The sequence below is a fragment of the Helicobacter didelphidarum genome, assembly GCF_003364195.1.
GTDB lineage: Bacteria > Campylobacterota > Campylobacteria > Campylobacterales > Helicobacteraceae > Helicobacter_A > Helicobacter_A didelphidarum.
This window is the reverse complement of sequence record NZ_NXLQ01000007.1, coordinates 1-16,555: the sequence shown is the minus strand read 5'-3', so window position 1 is coordinate 16,555 and position 16,555 is coordinate 1. Positions and strand designations below refer to the sequence as shown.

Below are 16,555 nucleotides of genomic sequence, written 5' to 3'. Positions count from 1 at the left end.
ATTTTTAGTATTATAGCAAAATTTCGTTTGTCTTATAAACTTAAAAATATAGCTTCAATCCATTTGCATAACAAACAATTAACTTTTTCATATAAAACTAATTTAGATTCTTTCATATATATAATTTATATAATTTATTTAAAATTTACATTAAAAATATCAAGAGACATAAAATCATTTGTATCTTTCTTGTGTAAAGAGCTATAATAACTCCACTCAAATATTGCACCAATTATAACAAATGAAGTATAGCTTAAAATGTCTTCTAGCACGAAAGATTCACACGGGGTAAAATTTGATAGAACAAAATGAGGAATTTCATCATTACCACTCTTATGAAATTGTTGGAATTTTTGCCATATTTCATTATAATAAGATTCCAGATTTGTAGCAAGTAAATTTTGCTTGAGCAGTTTATTTTTTAGAATTTTAAAAAATGATTGTGTTTTAAATTGCTCAAAAAAATTAAATTTTTCATATAGAGTTTGTAAAAATAATTCAGAGATTATTTCAAAATCTTGTGATTTGCCAATAATCTTTGAAGCTTTTTCGCTTAAAAATATATTTGTTGCAATACCAAGTTTTACGCGTAAATATGTTTCTCCAAAATATGTATGAATTGATTTTAATCCATTATGTCCCCCACTACTTCCTTTGTAACGAAAATTAATACTTCCAAATTTTGTATCTAAATCATCGTAGATTATAATTGTTTTAACAATATTATAATGCTGCACGATATTTCGTAAGCATTCCCCACTATTATTCATAAAAGTTGTTGGAGCTACCATAAGTATATTGTAATCTGGATGAATAGATTGTAACTTTTCTTGAAAAGATTCTTGTAAAAAATCTATCCATTTTTGTTCATTCTCTCGATAATAATCATTAGGATATTGTTGTTTTGTAGAGGGAATAGGGAGTGTGGCATTGTGTTTTTTTATAAAAGACTTTGGTGCAAGAAATTTAAATTGCCTTAAAATTTGTATATTATCTCTCAAAGATTCTATAAAATGTTTAAGCGATACTTCAGCTTTTATGCAATGATTTTTTTTATCAGCCTTCCATATAATTTGTGTATTTTTATTATTAAGACGAGATTCTATATTATATGAAATAATGTGGGGATTTACTCGTTCCGTATTTTTAGAATCTCTAGTATAAAATTCTGTGAGCGGACTTTTTTGCTTATTTTCATCATTTAATATACTTGTAAGCTTGTCAAGACACATAAAGCCAATATTATGTCGCGTATGTGCATATTGTGTGCCAACATTACCCAAGCCAACAAGAAGAATAGTTTGCATATAAAACCCTTATATTGATAAATGGCATAACATTTACCTTGAGATTTTTTAATTATGAAAATTGCTAAAATCTCTTCTTATTGAATGTACAATGTAATTTATTAATACTTTAAAAAATTTATTGTAATTATTTTTACAGAAAATACATTAATAAATACTCATACATATTATATCGTAATTTTTCATTGGGAATAATACAGAGATTGAGTGAGTCTCATTAAGATAGAAAAATTTTACCTTTGTTTGTAAATATTAAGATTTGGAATATACAGACATTTTTTTGCAATATAGTCTAAAAAATATCTATATTTGTTTTATCAGAATATTTTATGCAAATATTGGAGCAACAATAAATCCAAGTCCTACGGCAAAAATAATAGCAATTGTTCCTGGCACAATAAAGCTGTGATTGAACACATATTTCCCTATACGAGTTGAACCAGTATCGTCCATTTGGACTGCACCAAGAAGCGTTGGATAAGTAGGAAGCACAAAAAGTGCTGATACCGCTGCAAAACTTGCTACTAAAATATAACTAGATTCTGGTGTAGTGGCTGTTATATCTAATGCAACAATAACAACAGGCATAATTGCCTTTGCGGTAGCTGCTTGCGAATAAAGGAGCATACTAGCAAAGAATAGTGCAACAGCTAAAAGTCCAGGATAATCACCTACAAGTTTGCTTGCGAGACTTCCGATTTCTTCTTTATATCCAGCTACAAATGTATTGCCCAACCATGCGACACCAAGCACACAAACGCACGCTGTCATACCAGCTTTAAATGTGCTTGCATCAAGGAGTTTGCTTGTATCAACTTTACAAAATATTGCAATAAAGGTTGCAATCAAAAGCATAAAGCTCATAATTGCTCCATCGCGTGTTAGCCGCACAGGATCTATGTAGCTTTTTACCATTTTTGCAAGTTTCACACCAAAAGTTTCCTCACTTATATCTTCTTTTATAGAATCTTTTGCTCTTGCATGAAGTTCACTTAATGCAGATTCTAAATAAGCTTTTACTTCAGAAAGTTTAGCATCAGTATGCAACTCTTTTGCTTGAAATATTGCCTCTTTAAATTTCCCTAGAGAATCCACATAGCTATCAATTTTGGCTTCATTAAATTCACCATTTGCTGTTTTAAATTCATCTTTAGATTTGAGAAATAAATTTTCCATTTTACTAAAGTTAGAATCAAGTTCAGCTTGTCCCTTGCTCACATCACCTTGTGCTTCTTTTAACATGCTAAGGGCTTTTGATTTAATATTAAATAATTCTTGTTCCATATCAACAGGTATATGGGAATTTACAAGATTCAAAAGCGGTTTGCGTACAACATCAGAAATAGATGTTGCATAAAAAACTACACATAAAACACCTATTAAAAAGATCCCAACACTTAACTTTGCACCCTTTTTGAGTTCGATATGCTGTGCGCCAACAGATGGTTTTACCAATCCAGCTTTAAGTCTTTCTTGATAAACAGAATCTTTACTCAAGTCAAGAGGAAAAAATTTGCTAACAACAAAAGCAGTAAGCATACATGCGATATAAGTTGTAACAAGCCACACAAGAAGGAGAGTAGGGTAACTCCAGCCAAATTCTTCTAATGCACCGCTCATATAAACAACTGCCGCACTCACGGGACTTGCGGTAATAGCAATTTGAGATGAGACAACAGCGATAGAGAGTGGTGCGGATGGTTTGATATTTTGCTCTTTTGCTACTTCCACAATGACAGGTATCATAGAAAACGCCGTGTGTCCTGTCCCTGCTAAAAATGTCAAAAAGTAAGTAACTGTAGGTGCAAGGTAGTTGATATATTTAGGATTTTTACGCAAAATCTTTTCAGCTACCTGCACCATATAGTCCAAGCCTCCAGCTAATTGCATTGCTGCGATAGCTGCGATAACAGACATAATGATTAAAATCACATCCCAAGGAATATCTCCAGGCTTCATGCCAAGTCCTAGACTAAGCACAACGACACCAAGTCCACCAGCGTATCCAATAGCCATACCACCAAGCCGAATACCCAAGAAAATTGCTCCAAATAAGACGATGAGTTGTCCGATTAATAACAATATATCCATGCCAAAATCTCCTCATATTTTTGATTGAACAATCTTATTTTTCCATTTTAGAAAAAAGGAGGTTGTCCAATCTCTAAACTTTATAGAATAATTTTATCTTAGTTTTAATCATTTTGTGTTTAAAAAATATAAATATTGTGAAATAATTTTTTAATTGTTGCAAGCATTCTGTTTACCAAAATCACAAGATTGTTTTAAATATTGTTTGATAAGCTCGTCTTGATTGGAATCTAGTTGCTGTGTAGCCTTTAAGTAAATTTGTGCAACCATATAACACGCATTAGAATTTTTATACTTACACGCTTGTTTAAAATAGTTGAGTGCTTCTCTAGTTTGCGGAGTGTTTTCTGAAGGACATGCAAGGCAACCTTTTGCTATAATTCCGAGGTTTATACAACCTCTTGAATCTCCATTTCTACAAGCATGACTATAAAGTTCTTTACTATATTTTTTATTCTGCTTAATACCATCTCCTGCCTCATAAAGTGTACCTAAGCCCGAACATGCGTGCATATTACCATTTTCACAATCTTTTTGATAATACATTGCTGCCTTTTCATATATTTTTGTTATTGAATCTTTATCGAGGTCGTGTGAAGTTTGATAGGAAATTGCAAGTTTTACACAAGAATCCCCATTTTTTTTATTACATTCATTTCTGTATTGGTTACGTTTGCTTTTTAATTCTTCATTTAATGCTTGTTGTATTATATCATCTTGCGAAAGAGTATTAGAATCTAATAAAGATTCTATGGAATTTGAGGAATGAGAAGATGTATTTTGTTTTAAATCTTGATAGGTAGATTCTCTTTTTTCTTGAATGTTTTGTTTATCTTGTAAATCTTCAGCTATTGCTACATGTTCTTTGTGTGAGCATGCAGAATAGAAAATCATACATAGTAACATAAAATATATTCGTAAGATAATCATTTTTTGCCTTTTCTCAAAATATTAATATCAATTACATTTAATATTATTACAGAATCATCTTAACTATAAAAAAATAATGTATTCACTCGTAAAAAACATTTAAGATTTTAACTTCATTAAGAAAAAAGGGGAATTTAATTTGGCAATTTATTTCGTAGTTTAAATGTCTTTTAAGCTTTAAAATGCTAGAATGGGAGTTTTTTAATTCTTTCTCTGAAAATTTATTTATATCTTTAGTATATATGGGGTGTTAGCTCAGTTGGGAGAGTACAACGCTGGCAGCGTTGGGGTCAGGGGTTCGAACCCCCTACACTCCACCATTATTATGTTTTTTAAATTTTTATAGCTTCAATTATATTCATATTCAATAAAATTATAAAATGGTTACTTTCTACACTCTATTTACTTAATTTTTCACGTAATAATTCATTTACTCTTGCAGGATTTGCACCTTTTGAAGCTTTCATTACTTGTCCAACAAAGAAACCTAACATTTTTTCTTTTCCTGCCTTATATTCAGCAACTTTATCAGAATTTGCATTCAGAATGGAATCTATAAGAGTCAAAATTGCACTATCATCATTAATTTGTTCTAATCCCAATTCTTTAATAAGAAAATCTACATCACCACCATGATTTTCTACTAAATTATCAAGGATGGTTTTTGCTCCAGATCCACTAATTTTTTGTGTTTGTAATCTCTCTAAAAGAGTATAAAAAACTTCCTTACTAATACCGCAAGTAGCAAGTGTATTACCATTTTTTAACCTCCCTTGCAACTCTGTCGTAAGCCATGTGTAAGCAGTTTTTGCAAGGATTTTTTGCTGCACTAAAAATTCAAAATATTTAACCATATCAATGTCTTGCGTAATAATTTTTGCATCATTCTCTTTTAGCCCAAAATCTGTAACATAACGTACAATTTTACTCTCTGGCATTTCAGGAATCTTTTGGGCATCTTCTAAGAATTTAGAATCTAAAAATACAGGCAATAAATCAGGATCAGGGAAATAACGATAATCTGCACTTTCTTCCTTTCCTCGCATTGATTTTGTAACACCTTTTTGTGTGTCAAAAAGCCGTGTTTCTTGCACAATTTCATCGTTGTAGCAACCAGATTCAAAAGCTTCTCTCTGCCTTACAACCTCATATTCAATAGCTTTTTGAATAAATTTAAAGCTATTGAGATTTTTGATTTCTACGCGCGTATAAAATTTTGTTTCACCTTTTGGGCGAATAGATACATTAGCATCACAACGAAAGCTTCCTTCTTGCATATTTGCATCTGAAATTTCAAGGAAACGGACAATGGAATGCAATTTTTTGAGATATGCAATTGCCTCATCACTACTACGCATATCAGGCTCACTTACAATTTCTAAAAGCGGTGTGCAAGCACGATTTAAATCCACTTTAGAAATATTACCATCGTGGATATTTTTCCCTGCATCTTCTTCTAAATGTGCTCTTGTTACACCAATTATCTTTTTTTCACCATGAACATCAATTTCAATAGTGCCATACCCAACAATTGGAATCTCAAATTGGCTAATTTGGTATGCTTTTGGTAAATCGGGATAAAAATAATTTTTGCGTGCAAAAACGGAATTTTGATTAATTTTAGCTTGGATAGCAGTTCCAAAAGAAATTGCTTTTTTTACAGCTTCTTTATTTAATACCGGCAAAGCACCAGGCAAACCCAAACATACAGGACAGACATTTGTATTTGGCATATCACCAAAGCTTGTTGCACAAGAACAGAAAATTTTTGTTTTTGTATTTAATTGCACATGAACTTCTAATCCAATAATTGTTTCAAAATTACTCATTTTTATCCTTATAAGAAATATTGATATTTTTATTATATTATAATTATGTGAAGTAAATAACACAAAGGAAGCCACGTAAGTTTTAAAATATCAATATAAAATTATGAAAACTTAAATTTTCAAACTTTTTTATTTTTTATCATATCACTACCCTTTCTTTTTTTGAAATCTTAATCTTGTGAAATAATTTTCTGTTCCCAAAATATATATATTTCCACAATGGAATAGATTTTTAAAAATATATGTTACAATTCTAACCTAAACTAAAGTTAATAAAAGTTGGAATAATATTGTTACTCATTTTGTTGGATTTAAATTTAAAACATAACTTATTCACTTCGAACACCTAAGAGGCAAATAAACTCAATGCAACAAACCACAAACTTTTTTTCTTATGATTTTTATACACAAAATAAAATAACTTATTGGATGCAAATTATTCAAGAATCACAGCTATATCATCAAAACAAAACATTCCAATCTTATGTTGCGAATCTTGCCAATTTCTTAGAATCTTTATTGGATTTTTTAGTTTCACGGAAAAGACAGCAAAAGAAACAAAACATAAAAATTAAAATTTTTGGTTTAGTGCAAGGGGTTGGATTTCGTCCTTTTGTTTATAATCTTGCACATATTTTTAAATTTCATGGTTTTGTAAGAAATATGGGTAATTGTGTGGAAATTATATTGCAATGTAACCCGCAAGATTTTTCTACTCAAGATATATTGCAATATTTTGAGGTATTGCAGTGTCAAAACAATCCTTTTTGGAATCCCCAAAATGATCCCAATACAGAACAAAATATTATACTATTTTTGCTTTTTTTATTGCAAGTATGTAACTATCAAGATTTTATACAAGCAGATATAATAAATAATGCTTATAAAGACAATATCCAGATTACTAAAAAAAGACATGCAATTAATATACTCAATATATTATCTCAACTCTTATTTAATGCTTATAAGATTTTAAAAAATACTGCGTTAAATCTTGTGCTACCAAAAAATGCTTCCATAGATTCCCTTTCTCTGGAATTTATAGAATCTCTATCTATTTACAATGAAAATGACAAGGAAAATATACACGAGAATAACTTCAAAATTTTAGAATCATATCAACATCAAGCAAATCAGCTTAGAGATAGTGAGCTACAATTACAACTACCTCTTGATTTTAAAATTTGTGAGGATTGCTATCAAGATCTTTTAACGAGCAAAGATTCCATATCACATGAAATATATCCTGAAAATTTAAAAAGTCATCAAAGATTCTGGCATTATGCTTTTACCTCATGTGTAAATTGTGGTGCTCGTTTTAGTATCTTAAACGCCCTACCCTATGATAGAAAAAATACATCTATGAAAGATTTTGCACTCTGCAGTTCTTGCAATTATGATTATACAAATCCTACCAACAGAAGATTCCATACAGAGCCAATAAGTTGTAAGCAATGTGGGATAAAAGTTCTCTCTTTTGAATATTATGCACAACAAAATCAAATCTCTGCTACGGAATCTTTAGTAAAACAACTACAACATGATTTTCCTGACATGCGACATTTTACAAGAAGCAATTTTTCCCATATCAATTCCTTGTCCTATAATTACGATGCAATCAAAGCCTGTGCAGATGCACTTAAAAATAATCGTATAATACTTTTTAAAGGTTTAGGTGGTTTTGCATTTTTGGCAAATGCAAGAAATACAGACACAATAAGAAAAATAAGAGCTATAAAAAATCGTCCAAGCAAACCGTTTGTCATTATGGCAAGAGAATCTGAACTGAAAAAGATTGCTCTACTCTCCCCAAAAGCGATTGATGCTTTAAACAGCCCCGCATCACCAATTATTCTTGCACTAAAAAATAAAAAATACAATCTCTCTCCAGAGATTAGTAATTTAGAAACAATTGGTGTTATGATTCCATATACTGCTATGCTCGTGTTGCTTTTTGAACATTTAGAAGAGGATTTTGCCCTACTCTATACTTCTGCAAATAAAAAAGGAGCAATGATTGCTAAGCAATTAGAAGAATGTAATCTTTACGATATATTACATACCTTAGAAACATCGCATGATTGCAATATCTCTTTACACAAACAATCATTCAAACACGAAAACACCTATAAGCAATCATCTCTTTATCAAGATTCTACAATCACATCTACTTTGTATGATACTGCGATAAAAAATAATAAACCAGAATCTTATGACAACAAAACTAAACATAAAAAGAACACATTTTGTCAGCAAGCTACACAAAATAATCTTTTTATTTTAATCTATCAACGCGAGATTCTACATAGGTTAGATGATAGTATTATAAATGGTATTAATTTTTATCATGATTACATTACACAAAACAAATTTTGTAATACACAAACTAAGAATATAGAATCAAAAAATGCGAACAAAAAAATTCACAACATTGCATCATCAATACAAGTAGATTCTACCATCAAAAATTCTCAACAACACAATCCATTGGAGCAAATACAAATAGATTCTAATAAGACAAGCCAATCTTCCCAGTTACAATTAATGCGTGTATCTCGTGGTTTTGCACCTTTACATAAACACTTTCAACAGTTGCACACTAAAGTTTTAAGTGCGGGATTTGGTGCAATGCAAAAAAGTAGTTTAACTTTTGCAAAAAAACATAATGTTGTGATAAGTCCATATTTAGGAAATCTCTCAAATATCCAAAATATCCAAAATTTTTATGAAACCTTTTATTTTTTCAGCAAACTTTATGGGTTTCCAGAAATTTTTATTACAGATAAACATAAACAATATGCAAGTGTAGATATTGCAAACGATTTATTCTTGCAAATACCAACTAAACCGCATATTGCTTCAATCTATCACCATCATGCTCATCTCAATGCACTTCTCTTAGAATCTAACCATACAAATGGTGTTGGTGTAATTTTTGATGGAAGTGGGCTTGGGGAAGATTCTACTATTTGGGGTGGTGAATTTTTGTATGGTGATTTTAAAAGCGTAAAAAGACTTATGAGCTTTCAACCATTTCGTATTTTAGGTGGAGAAAAACACATTAAGGATTCTATGCGATTGACTTTAAGCTATGCTTTAAGGAATAATCTAACACCAATTCTTACATTTTTAGAAGAGAGATTCTATAACAAAGAAGAGTTACAAACTTTGCAAAATATAGAAAAAAGAGGTATCAATTCCCCACTCACTAGCTCTGTTGGGAGGCTTTTTGATATTGCAGGATTTTTACTAGGATTAGAAAAGATTGAGTATGAGGGGCAAAGCGGAGAAATGATTGCGAGTTTGGCTCTTAAATATATTGCGATGAATAATTCTCAAAAGAGTATAACAAATTATCAAACAGTCGCAACACAAGTTGTAGAATCTACCTTTGTCCCCTACTCTTTTAGTATTAAACAAGAGCAAATTGACCTAAAAGATTGTTTTATTGAAATGTTTTATGAAAGAGAATGCAACATAGCAAAAGAACAAATTGCTTTCAGATTCCTTGATACTTTAGCATTTTGTGTATTAGAATCTTTGCAAAAAATTGGAGCAGACTTTGCTTTATTTGGTGGTGGTGTATTTGCAAACTTTATGCTTTGTGCTCGTATAGAATATTTACTTCGTTTGCATGGTATAGAATGCTTTTTTCCAACACTTCCTTGTAATGACTATTCTATTAGTTTGGGACAAATAGCATTTGCAAATCACTTATAGTTTTTGTTGCATGGAGGTCTAAACTTTTTGATTTTCATCTCAAAAATTTCTCCCTAAAAGATATTTATTCAAGGAAGAAACAATCCTGCAAATAAATTTATTAAAATTAACAAATTCTTGGTAAAAGTTCCCCTTGTGGGTATTCTAAGAATCTTTTACTTCCATATTTTGTTTGTAATACGACTCGTTGTAAATACATTTTTTCAAGAGTTTCAGAATCTTGCATAGAAGAATGAGCTAATTTAAGATTATTAATAATATCTTTTTGAATAGCTTTTCCAATGATTTTTGCATATTTTCCTAATTCATGTTCTTGAAGTATTGTTATTGCTTGTGTAGCATATTCCTGTGGTAATGCCAATACACACACACCTTCATTTGCAAGGTCATAGGCTTCAAGTCCTAAAATTTCACACACACCACGCACTTCTTCATCAATGTTTATATATTCCTCATTGACTTCAATGCAAACTTTTGAACTGATTGCCCATTCATTCAATACACTTGCCAAACCTCCCCTTGTAGCGTCTCGTAAAGCATGTAATGGGATTTCACTTGCAAAAAGTTTTGAGAGCATAGGATAAAGTGAAGCACAATCACTTTTTATTGCACTCTCAAGTGCAATATTATTTTGCTCTAGAAATATTCTTGCACCATGATTTCCAATTTTACCACTTAGAATAATGCAATCTTCATGTTGAATACTTGCTGCACTTATATTTACTTTTTCTAACATGCCAATACAAGTTGTATTAATAAAAATATTTTTTTTTTCCAAATCTTTATTAAAGGTTGGCAATACTTTTGTATCAGCAGCAAGAATTTGTAAATCTAATTTTTTACATTCACATGCAATAGATTCTATAATTTTTTTAAGTTCTTGTATCTTAAATCCTTCCTCTATAATAAAAGCAATATTTAAATATGTGGGTTTCCCGCCCATCATTGCAACATCATTTGCACTACCACATACGCAGAGTTTTCCGATATCCCCACCTTCAAAAAAAATAGGATTAATTGTATAAGAATCTGTGCTTGTGACATATTTTTCATTATTATCGTTGGCTCTAAATATTCCAGAATCCTCATTAGCAAAGGGCATCATATCTTGGAAAAATGGCATAAAAATATTTTGTATAAAATGGGCAGAGTTAATACCACCACTACCATGAGAGAGAGTTACTATATCCATAATTTTACCTAAAATTTAAATCAGAAAATAATATTATACAATGATTTTTAAAATTTTGCATATCATATCAAGCTATCTTAGAAAGAACACAATTCTAAATAATCATCACAAACCATCTCTTTACTATTGCATAAAATCCATAAAATATCAAATATATTTTCTTCATAAAAATCATTCTTGGATTGAAGTTTCATTAACTTCTGCAAATAAAACATATTTTTCTTATGAAAGTGCATAACTTTAGTGTATAATCTCTATATTTATCTCTATAAACGAGGCAGAAATATGACGCTTGGAATTAATGGATTAGGGAGAATGGGGCGAACAATATTGCGTATCGCATTGCAGAGAGGACACACTATTAAAGCTATGAATGACATAGCAAAATGGGAGATTCTCACTTATTTAATTGAGTTTGACACAGCACATGGCAATTTTAATGGCGATTTGAGGTTAGAAAACAATATACTTTTTGCTAATCAGCAAGCCATTCAACTTAGTAATCATGTTAATTCTCAAGACATTGATTTTGGTGAAGTTGATATTGTGATAGAATCAAGTGGCAAATTTCTCACTTCAGAATCTGTCTCACATCATCTTGCAAAAGGAGCAAAAAAAATAATTATTTCAGCTCCAGCACATGACAACACTCCGACCTTTGTCTTGGGTGTAAATCACAAATACTATCAAGGTGAGCAAATTATTTCAAATGCTTCTTGCACCACAAATTGTATTGCTCCAATTTGCTTTATCCTTGAAAAACACTATGGAATCATAAGTGCTACAATGACAACAATCCATAGTTACACAAACGACCAAAATTTACTCGATAACGCACATAGAGTCGATAAGCGGAGGTCAAGAGCCGCTGCAAACAATATTATTCCAACTACAACGGGTGCGGCAATCGGTTTAAAACGAGTCTTGCCAAACTTAGAGGGTAAAATACATGGACAAAGTTTGCGTATTCCTGTGATTGATGTATCTATGGCAGATTTAAATTTTTATCTCCAAAAGCAAACAGATAAAGATGAGGTGCATACCCTTTTAGAATCTTATGCTCAAAATAGCATGCGTAATATTCTCACACTTGATACAAAATATCGTGTAAGTAGCGATTTTTTAGGAAGCTCATATAGTAGCATAGTAGCAAAAGATTTAAGTTTGCAAGTGGGAAATATGATAAAAATTATGTCATGGTATGATAATGAAACTGGTTATGCAAACAGAATCTTAGATATGGCAGAATTTATTTCCACCTTTCACTAAGATCCTATAAAAAGTGTATGATAGTTTTTGTGTTTCATTATTATATCAATGATATTTCCTCATTTTATAATAAAAACTTTTTTACCGACAAGGTATTTCCATTCTCCACTTGCAAATTCCATATCAATTAAAGAATCTTCTTTTAAACTATAAACCTTATTAATATTCTTATAAAGATATACCACTCCTATTGATATAATTTCAATTTCTGCGTTTTCACTCACAGAAAAATATTGGGGATAAATAATGCGTTGGAATTTAGAATCTTGCATAGTTTCCCCATGTATTTTCTTCATAAGAGATTCTGGAATCTTTATATCATAATCACTGACATATAAAATATGATGGTATTTTTTACCATTTGAAAGGAAATTTGTGGGCGAAAATTTTTCATCAATTTTTGCTAAAACAAAAAGTGTTTGTGCATTTTTTTCATTTGTGTATCCACTTAATTTGCGTGTAAGTTCTTGATATTTCTCTTTGTTTTTAAGCCATTCTTGATTTGTATTTGCTCGTATTTGTTTAAAAAGTTGTCTTTGAAATTCTAATTTTTCATCATCATATTTTTTAGAATCTTTTATAGATTCTAAAATCTCATGATAAGCTTGTTGGTTGAAAACATAGATTCCGCTATATTGCTTTGCATATTTTTTTGCCTTATAATATTGTGGGTCAAAAGCATAAAATGTGCAACCACTAAAAAATAAAATAAGAAAACAAGAGAAAACAAGAGAAAATTTTACTTGCATTACAATACCTTTTTATACTTGAGATTAAATTTTGTTATAAAATATTGAATTTTATTAATAAAAAGTTGTTATGAAATTTTTAAAAGAGATATAAAAATAGAGAAATTCATTTTTTTATTGTATAATTATAGCTTATTCTCTTGAAAAGGAACACAATGAAAATGAATTTTAAACATCTTTTACTTGCATTTGGTATCAGTGCGAGTGTAGCAGTAGGTTTGCAAGCAGAAGAATCTGGATTATTACCACTTGAAGAAGCACGGTTAAGGGTTTTTGACACACTTTATCAAAATGACTTAAAAACTTTAGTGCAAAAAAGGAATTTCTTAAAAAAGAATTTTAAGACAACCAACGAATATGATATATATACTTTTCCAAATCAAAAATTAGAAAGTGCATATAAAGCCTATGCAGATGCAAATCTGAATAATGGTATTGGCACAAATATTTTACATAAAGATTTGCCTAAAACTAATAAAGCTTTTAAGGTTGATTCTACAAAAGAAAATCCTTTGGGATATGTCTTAATGTATATTTGGAATGGGAATTCAAAGCTTACTATAACCGCTACAAGACTTGATGGGGAGAATCTCTGTGCAAAAGAAGTGTTAGAGTTTGAACAAAAAGCAAATGCAACAACCCTTAAATCAAGCTTTGAACAGTATTGATTTGAAAAATAATATGCTTTCATAATTACTGCAAGTATATTTAAAGGAATTTAAACTATGCGAAAAATATTACTGATGTCTTCAATAGGCATCATTACTCTATGCTCAATTCTTTTTATGTCATTGGTTTATGCGGACAAGAATCGGCAATACGCGATTGATAATTCATTAAAAAATAAGATTACAAAGATAGTTGTGTTGAAAGAAAAGCGAAAATTACAGCTTTATCACAATGAGGAGATTCTAAAAGAATATCATATCGCATTGGGGAAAAATCCTATTGGGCATAAACAATTTGAGGGGGATAGCAAAACACCCGAAGGAAATTACATTATAGATTCTAAAAATCCAAAATCGCGATACTTTCTTAATCTTGGCATAAATTATCCAAATACAAAGGATAGAGAGTATGCTAAACAACACGGAAAAAGTGCTGGTGGTGATATTAAAATACATGGTTTGCCAAATGGTATGAATATTGCAGCGGGGTTATTTCAATCGTATGGAGATTGGACTGATGGTTGTATAGCCCTTGATAATAGAGATGTGAAAGAAATTTATGAATCAGTAAAAATTGGCACACCAATTGTTATCCTACCATAAGAATCTTCAAATATATCTTTTGCTCCAATCTCAATTTGATGTAGCATAGTTACCACTACAAAAAATATCTACTCTATCCTTACACATGCACAATATATGCTCACTCAATTCTCAAATCACTATTCCAAAACAATCATATCTTTATTACCAAAGCTATCCTTTAAATCAGAATCTAGCTCTTTTACACAATAGTATTTTGCATTGAAAGTATCGAGTATCTTTTCATTTTGTGCATCAAAAAGCGTTAAAATGATTCCTATCTTGCCATCTTGTGTTTGCTCTCTCATCACAACTGCAATGTAGTTTTTATTTTGTTGCAGTTGGTTTAAGACATGAGTATCTCTAAAATATTCTATGACCTCTTTCATCGTCAAAATATCTTTGTCTATATGATTCATCATATGAGACTTTTTCAATTTTTTCGTCTTATTGAATATCATAAAACCTGCAAATGCGATGGCAGCTATGGCAACACCACCGATAATAAAACCACTATTCTCTGACATATTTTCCCTTTATATTAAACTATCAATCTAAAAACCATCACTCTAACACAATCATATCTTTATTACCAAAACTCCTTTCTGTTTCAGCATCCATGCGTCTAGTCTCAACACCTTGTGCATTTCGATTGGAGCTATTTTCCTCACCGACTATTTTCTCTGTTTTTTCGTTAAAAAGACAATTTAAAATATTATACTCACCATTTGACTGTTTCTCTTTTATTGAAACTGCTATAAGATTTTTATCTCTCTGTAATTGTTTTAACCTCTCTGGATTTCTAAAAAAATCAACAATATTTTGAAAAGCAATAACCATTTTTATAATTTTGCTAACCCATGCCCATACACTGTGTAAAAAACTTAACATACCCAACCCCTTACTGTAATACTATCATATCTTTATCGCCAAAGTTTTCTTCTAAATCAGAATCGATACTTTGCGTCTTTACATGCAAATATGGTTCGCCCAAACTCGATAAAGGCTCATCATTCTTACCAAGAAACATAGCTGATAAAATAATCTTGCCATCGGCTTTTTCACGCACAACAGCCACACCATTATGCTTCCCTTCTTGTATATTATCCTTTGCCCATTGTAGCAATTCTTTAAAAGTATATTTATCGGTTTCCACCTCGCGATAATTCCATGCTGCTTTTAATGTTTCTGTGCCAAATATCGTGGTAAAAAGATTTGCAATCTCTTTTGAATCTACTTTATTGCGTTCCAACCATGCTTTAATATCAGGGATTTTTCCCCCTAATTGTTTGATAATTTCTTGTATCATTTTTTCTCCTTAATTACCTTATAATTTTTATTTGCAAGATTCTTATGAATCTTGCTTCCTACATTTTTATTCCTTATCTCATCTGCATGAGATACCTCAAAACCTCTTTTGAAAGATGTAAAAGCCTTTTTAAAATCCTTAAAAGTTGGCAAAATTTCATGTTCTTTTTCAGAATCTACATTCTTAGCTCCTTGAGATTCACTCTTATTTGCCACACTAATAAGAGCATTTAACACCGCATTTTTTATCTCTCGCCCTGCAAAACCCTCGCTTAATGATGCTAAAATATCTAACTGTGTATCATCGAATTGCACTCCTTGTTCATAAAGTTTAGTGGGAATTGTCTTTTGTATGATCTTTTTTCTCTGTTTTGCATTTGGCAATACAAACTCAATAGAGCGCAAGATTCTACTATGAAAGGCTTTATCATAATTTTCTAGTAAATTTGTCGCAAATATTACGATTACAGCTCTTTCCTCAAGTAATTTGAGCAATTCACTACGCAAAGAATTTATCGCTTGATCTGCACTGTGCGATACATTTGTGATACGTTTGCCTAAAAAACTATCTGCTTCATCAAAGAATAAAATTGCGTCATGTTTTTGTGCTAAATCAAAAGTAGCGACTAGATTTTTTGGTGCATCGCCCACATATTTGGATTCTATATCTGCGTAATTGCTAAGAATAATTTTTTTCTTGAGTTCATCTGCTATGATATGTGCACTCATAGTTTTCCCTGTGCCGGGCTTACCATAAAAATTGATAATCGTTTTAGGCACACTATCAATTTGACGAAATCCCCAAGTATCGTATATAAGTGGTTGCTTTTTCACAAGTGTAATGCACTCTTGCAATGCCTTTCTTGTCTTTTTATCAAGCTGGATTTGCTCCATTTTGAAGCGAGGAGTC

The 16,555-nt window shown here is 30.9% G+C and carries 14 protein-coding genes, 1 tRNA gene and 2 pseudogenes; 6 read left to right on the top strand and 11 right to left on the bottom strand.

The window, feature by feature from the left end; genetic code table 11:
• Positions 1–134: 134 nt before the first annotated feature.
• The 4 genes and pseudogenes from CQA53_RS04535 to CQA53_RS04525 form a co-directional block, all read right to left on the bottom strand.
• Positions 135–1,307, bottom strand: coding sequence for an aminoacyl-tRNA hydrolase (locus tag CQA53_RS04535; RefSeq protein WP_115542845.1), 1,173 nt, complete (start codon positions 1,305–1,307; stop codon positions 135–137).
• 327 nt (positions 1,308–1,634) lie between these two features.
• Positions 1,635–2,222: an anaerobic C4-dicarboxylate transporter family protein gene (locus CQA53_RS13780; RefSeq protein ID WP_456237296.1), complete on the bottom strand. Its 588-nt coding sequence runs from the start codon at positions 2,220–2,222 to the stop codon at positions 1,635–1,637.
• Positions 2,223–2,633: 411 nt separating this feature from the next.
• Positions 2,634–3,398, bottom strand: a pseudogene (locus CQA53_RS13775) (anaerobic C4-dicarboxylate transporter family protein); the annotation flags it as partial.
• A gap of 150 nt (positions 3,399–3,548) precedes the next feature.
• The gene (locus tag CQA53_RS04525) at positions 3,549–4,328 is read right to left on the bottom strand and encodes a tetratricopeptide repeat protein (protein WP_115542843.1); all 780 of its coding nucleotides are present in this window, start codon (positions 4,326–4,328) and stop codon (positions 3,549–3,551) included.
• Positions 4,329–4,572: 244 nt separating this feature from the next.
• On the opposite strand from CQA53_RS04525, the gene CQA53_RS04520 reads away from it, so the two are divergent.
• Positions 4,573–4,648 (top strand) — tRNA-Ala (locus tag CQA53_RS04520).
• Between the two features lie 78 nt (positions 4,649–4,726).
• Here CQA53_RS04520 and gatB read toward each other — a convergent pair.
• Positions 4,727–6,157, bottom strand: coding sequence for an Asp-tRNA(Asn)/Glu-tRNA(Gln) amidotransferase subunit GatB (gene gatB, locus CQA53_RS04515; RefSeq protein WP_115542842.1), 1,431 nt, complete (start codon positions 6,155–6,157; stop codon positions 4,727–4,729).
• A gap of 564 nt (positions 6,158–6,721) precedes the next feature.
• Here gatB and CQA53_RS13770 point away from each other — a divergent pair.
• A pseudogene (locus CQA53_RS13770) lies at positions 6,722–6,865 on the top strand (acylphosphatase); the annotation flags it as partial.
• A 288-nt stretch (positions 6,866–7,153) separates the two neighbouring features.
• Complete coding sequence (locus CQA53_RS04510; protein ID WP_456237295.1) at positions 7,154–9,877, top strand: Kae1-like domain-containing protein; 2,724 nt, start codon at positions 7,154–7,156, stop codon at positions 9,875–9,877.
• A 106-nt stretch (positions 9,878–9,983) separates the two neighbouring features.
• On the opposite strand, the gene hypE is transcribed toward CQA53_RS04510, so the two are convergent.
• Positions 9,984–11,069 (bottom strand): hydrogenase expression/formation protein HypE, encoded by a 1,086-nt coding sequence (gene hypE, locus CQA53_RS04505; RefSeq protein ID WP_115542841.1) that lies wholly within the window; start codon positions 11,067–11,069, stop codon positions 9,984–9,986.
• A 285-nt stretch (positions 11,070–11,354) separates the two neighbouring features.
• Here hypE and gap point away from each other — a divergent pair, with 285 nt between their 5' ends.
• Positions 11,355–12,338 (top strand): type I glyceraldehyde-3-phosphate dehydrogenase, encoded by a 984-nt coding sequence (gene gap, locus CQA53_RS04500; protein ID WP_115542840.1) that lies wholly within the window; start codon positions 11,355–11,357, stop codon positions 12,336–12,338.
• 59 nt (positions 12,339–12,397) lie between these two features.
• Here gap and CQA53_RS04495 read toward each other — a convergent pair whose 3' ends face one another.
• Complete coding sequence (locus CQA53_RS04495; protein WP_115542839.1) at positions 12,398–13,087, bottom strand: hypothetical protein; 690 nt, start codon at positions 13,085–13,087, stop codon at positions 12,398–12,400.
• Between the two features lie 155 nt (positions 13,088–13,242).
• Between CQA53_RS04495 and CQA53_RS04490 the strand changes: the two genes are divergently transcribed.
• Together CQA53_RS04490 and CQA53_RS04485 are read left to right on the top strand one after the other, a co-directional pair.
• The gene (locus tag CQA53_RS04490; protein ID WP_115542838.1) at positions 13,243–13,755 is read left to right on the top strand and encodes a hypothetical protein; all 513 of its coding nucleotides are present in this window, start codon (positions 13,243–13,245) and stop codon (positions 13,753–13,755) included.
• Between the two features lie 57 nt (positions 13,756–13,812).
• Positions 13,813–14,358: a L,D-transpeptidase family protein gene (locus CQA53_RS04485; RefSeq protein WP_115542837.1), complete on the top strand. Its 546-nt coding sequence runs from the start codon at positions 13,813–13,815 to the stop codon at positions 14,356–14,358.
• 119 nt (positions 14,359–14,477) lie between these two features.
• Here the strand turns inward: CQA53_RS04485 and CQA53_RS04480 are convergent, their stop codons facing one another.
• The 4 genes from CQA53_RS04480 to CQA53_RS04465 all read right to left on the bottom strand — a co-directional run.
• Positions 14,478–14,864 carry a hypothetical protein gene (locus tag CQA53_RS04480; protein ID WP_115542836.1) on the bottom strand — a complete coding sequence of 129 codons (387 nt, stop codon included), beginning with the start codon at positions 14,862–14,864 and terminating at the stop codon, positions 14,478–14,480.
• Between the two features lie 37 nt (positions 14,865–14,901).
• Positions 14,902–15,228 carry a hypothetical protein gene (locus tag CQA53_RS04475; RefSeq protein WP_115542835.1) on the bottom strand — a complete coding sequence of 109 codons (327 nt, stop codon included), beginning with the start codon at positions 15,226–15,228 and terminating at the stop codon, positions 14,902–14,904.
• A gap of 10 nt (positions 15,229–15,238) precedes the next feature.
• Positions 15,239–15,646 (bottom strand): hypothetical protein, encoded by a 408-nt coding sequence (locus tag CQA53_RS04470; protein WP_115542834.1) that lies wholly within the window; start codon positions 15,644–15,646, stop codon positions 15,239–15,241.
• The coding region (locus CQA53_RS04465) for an ATP-binding protein (protein WP_115542833.1) at positions 15,643–16,555 on the bottom strand (913 nt) is incomplete at its 5' end. The genes CQA53_RS04470 and CQA53_RS04465, both read right to left, overlap by 4 nt.

Excerpts from the sequence above, each read along its gene's own strand:
- CQA53_RS04535 (WP_115542845.1), bottom strand. The coding sequence starts at position 1,307 with ATGCAAACTATTCTTCTTGTTGGCTTGGGTAATGTTGGCACACAATAT.
- CQA53_RS13780 (WP_456237296.1), bottom strand. The coding sequence starts at position 2,222 with ATGGTAAAAAGCTACATAGATCCTGTGCGGCTAACACGCGATGGAGCA.
- CQA53_RS04525 (WP_115542843.1), bottom strand. The coding sequence starts at position 4,328 with ATGATTATCTTACGAATATATTTTATGTTACTATGTATGATTTTCTAT.
- gatB (WP_115542842.1), bottom strand. The coding sequence starts at position 6,157 with ATGAGTAATTTTGAAACAATTATTGGATTAGAAGTTCATGTGCAATTA.
- hypE (WP_115542841.1), bottom strand. The coding sequence starts at position 11,069 with ATGGATATAGTAACTCTCTCTCATGGTAGTGGTGGTATTAACTCTGCC.
- gap (WP_115542840.1), top strand. The coding sequence starts at position 11,355 with ATGACGCTTGGAATTAATGGATTAGGGAGAATGGGGCGAACAATATTG.
- CQA53_RS04495 (WP_115542839.1), bottom strand. The coding sequence starts at position 13,087 with ATGCAAGTAAAATTTTCTCTTGTTTTCTCTTGTTTTCTTATTTTATTT.
- CQA53_RS04490 (WP_115542838.1), top strand. The coding sequence starts at position 13,243 with ATGAAAATGAATTTTAAACATCTTTTACTTGCATTTGGTATCAGTGCG.
- CQA53_RS04485 (WP_115542837.1), top strand. The coding sequence starts at position 13,813 with ATGCGAAAAATATTACTGATGTCTTCAATAGGCATCATTACTCTATGC.
- CQA53_RS04480 (WP_115542836.1), bottom strand. The coding sequence starts at position 14,864 with ATGTCAGAGAATAGTGGTTTTATTATCGGTGGTGTTGCCATAGCTGCC.
- CQA53_RS04475 (WP_115542835.1), bottom strand. The coding sequence starts at position 15,228 with ATGTTAAGTTTTTTACACAGTGTATGGGCATGGGTTAGCAAAATTATA.
- CQA53_RS04470 (WP_115542834.1), bottom strand. The coding sequence starts at position 15,646 with ATGATACAAGAAATTATCAAACAATTAGGGGGAAAAATCCCTGATATT.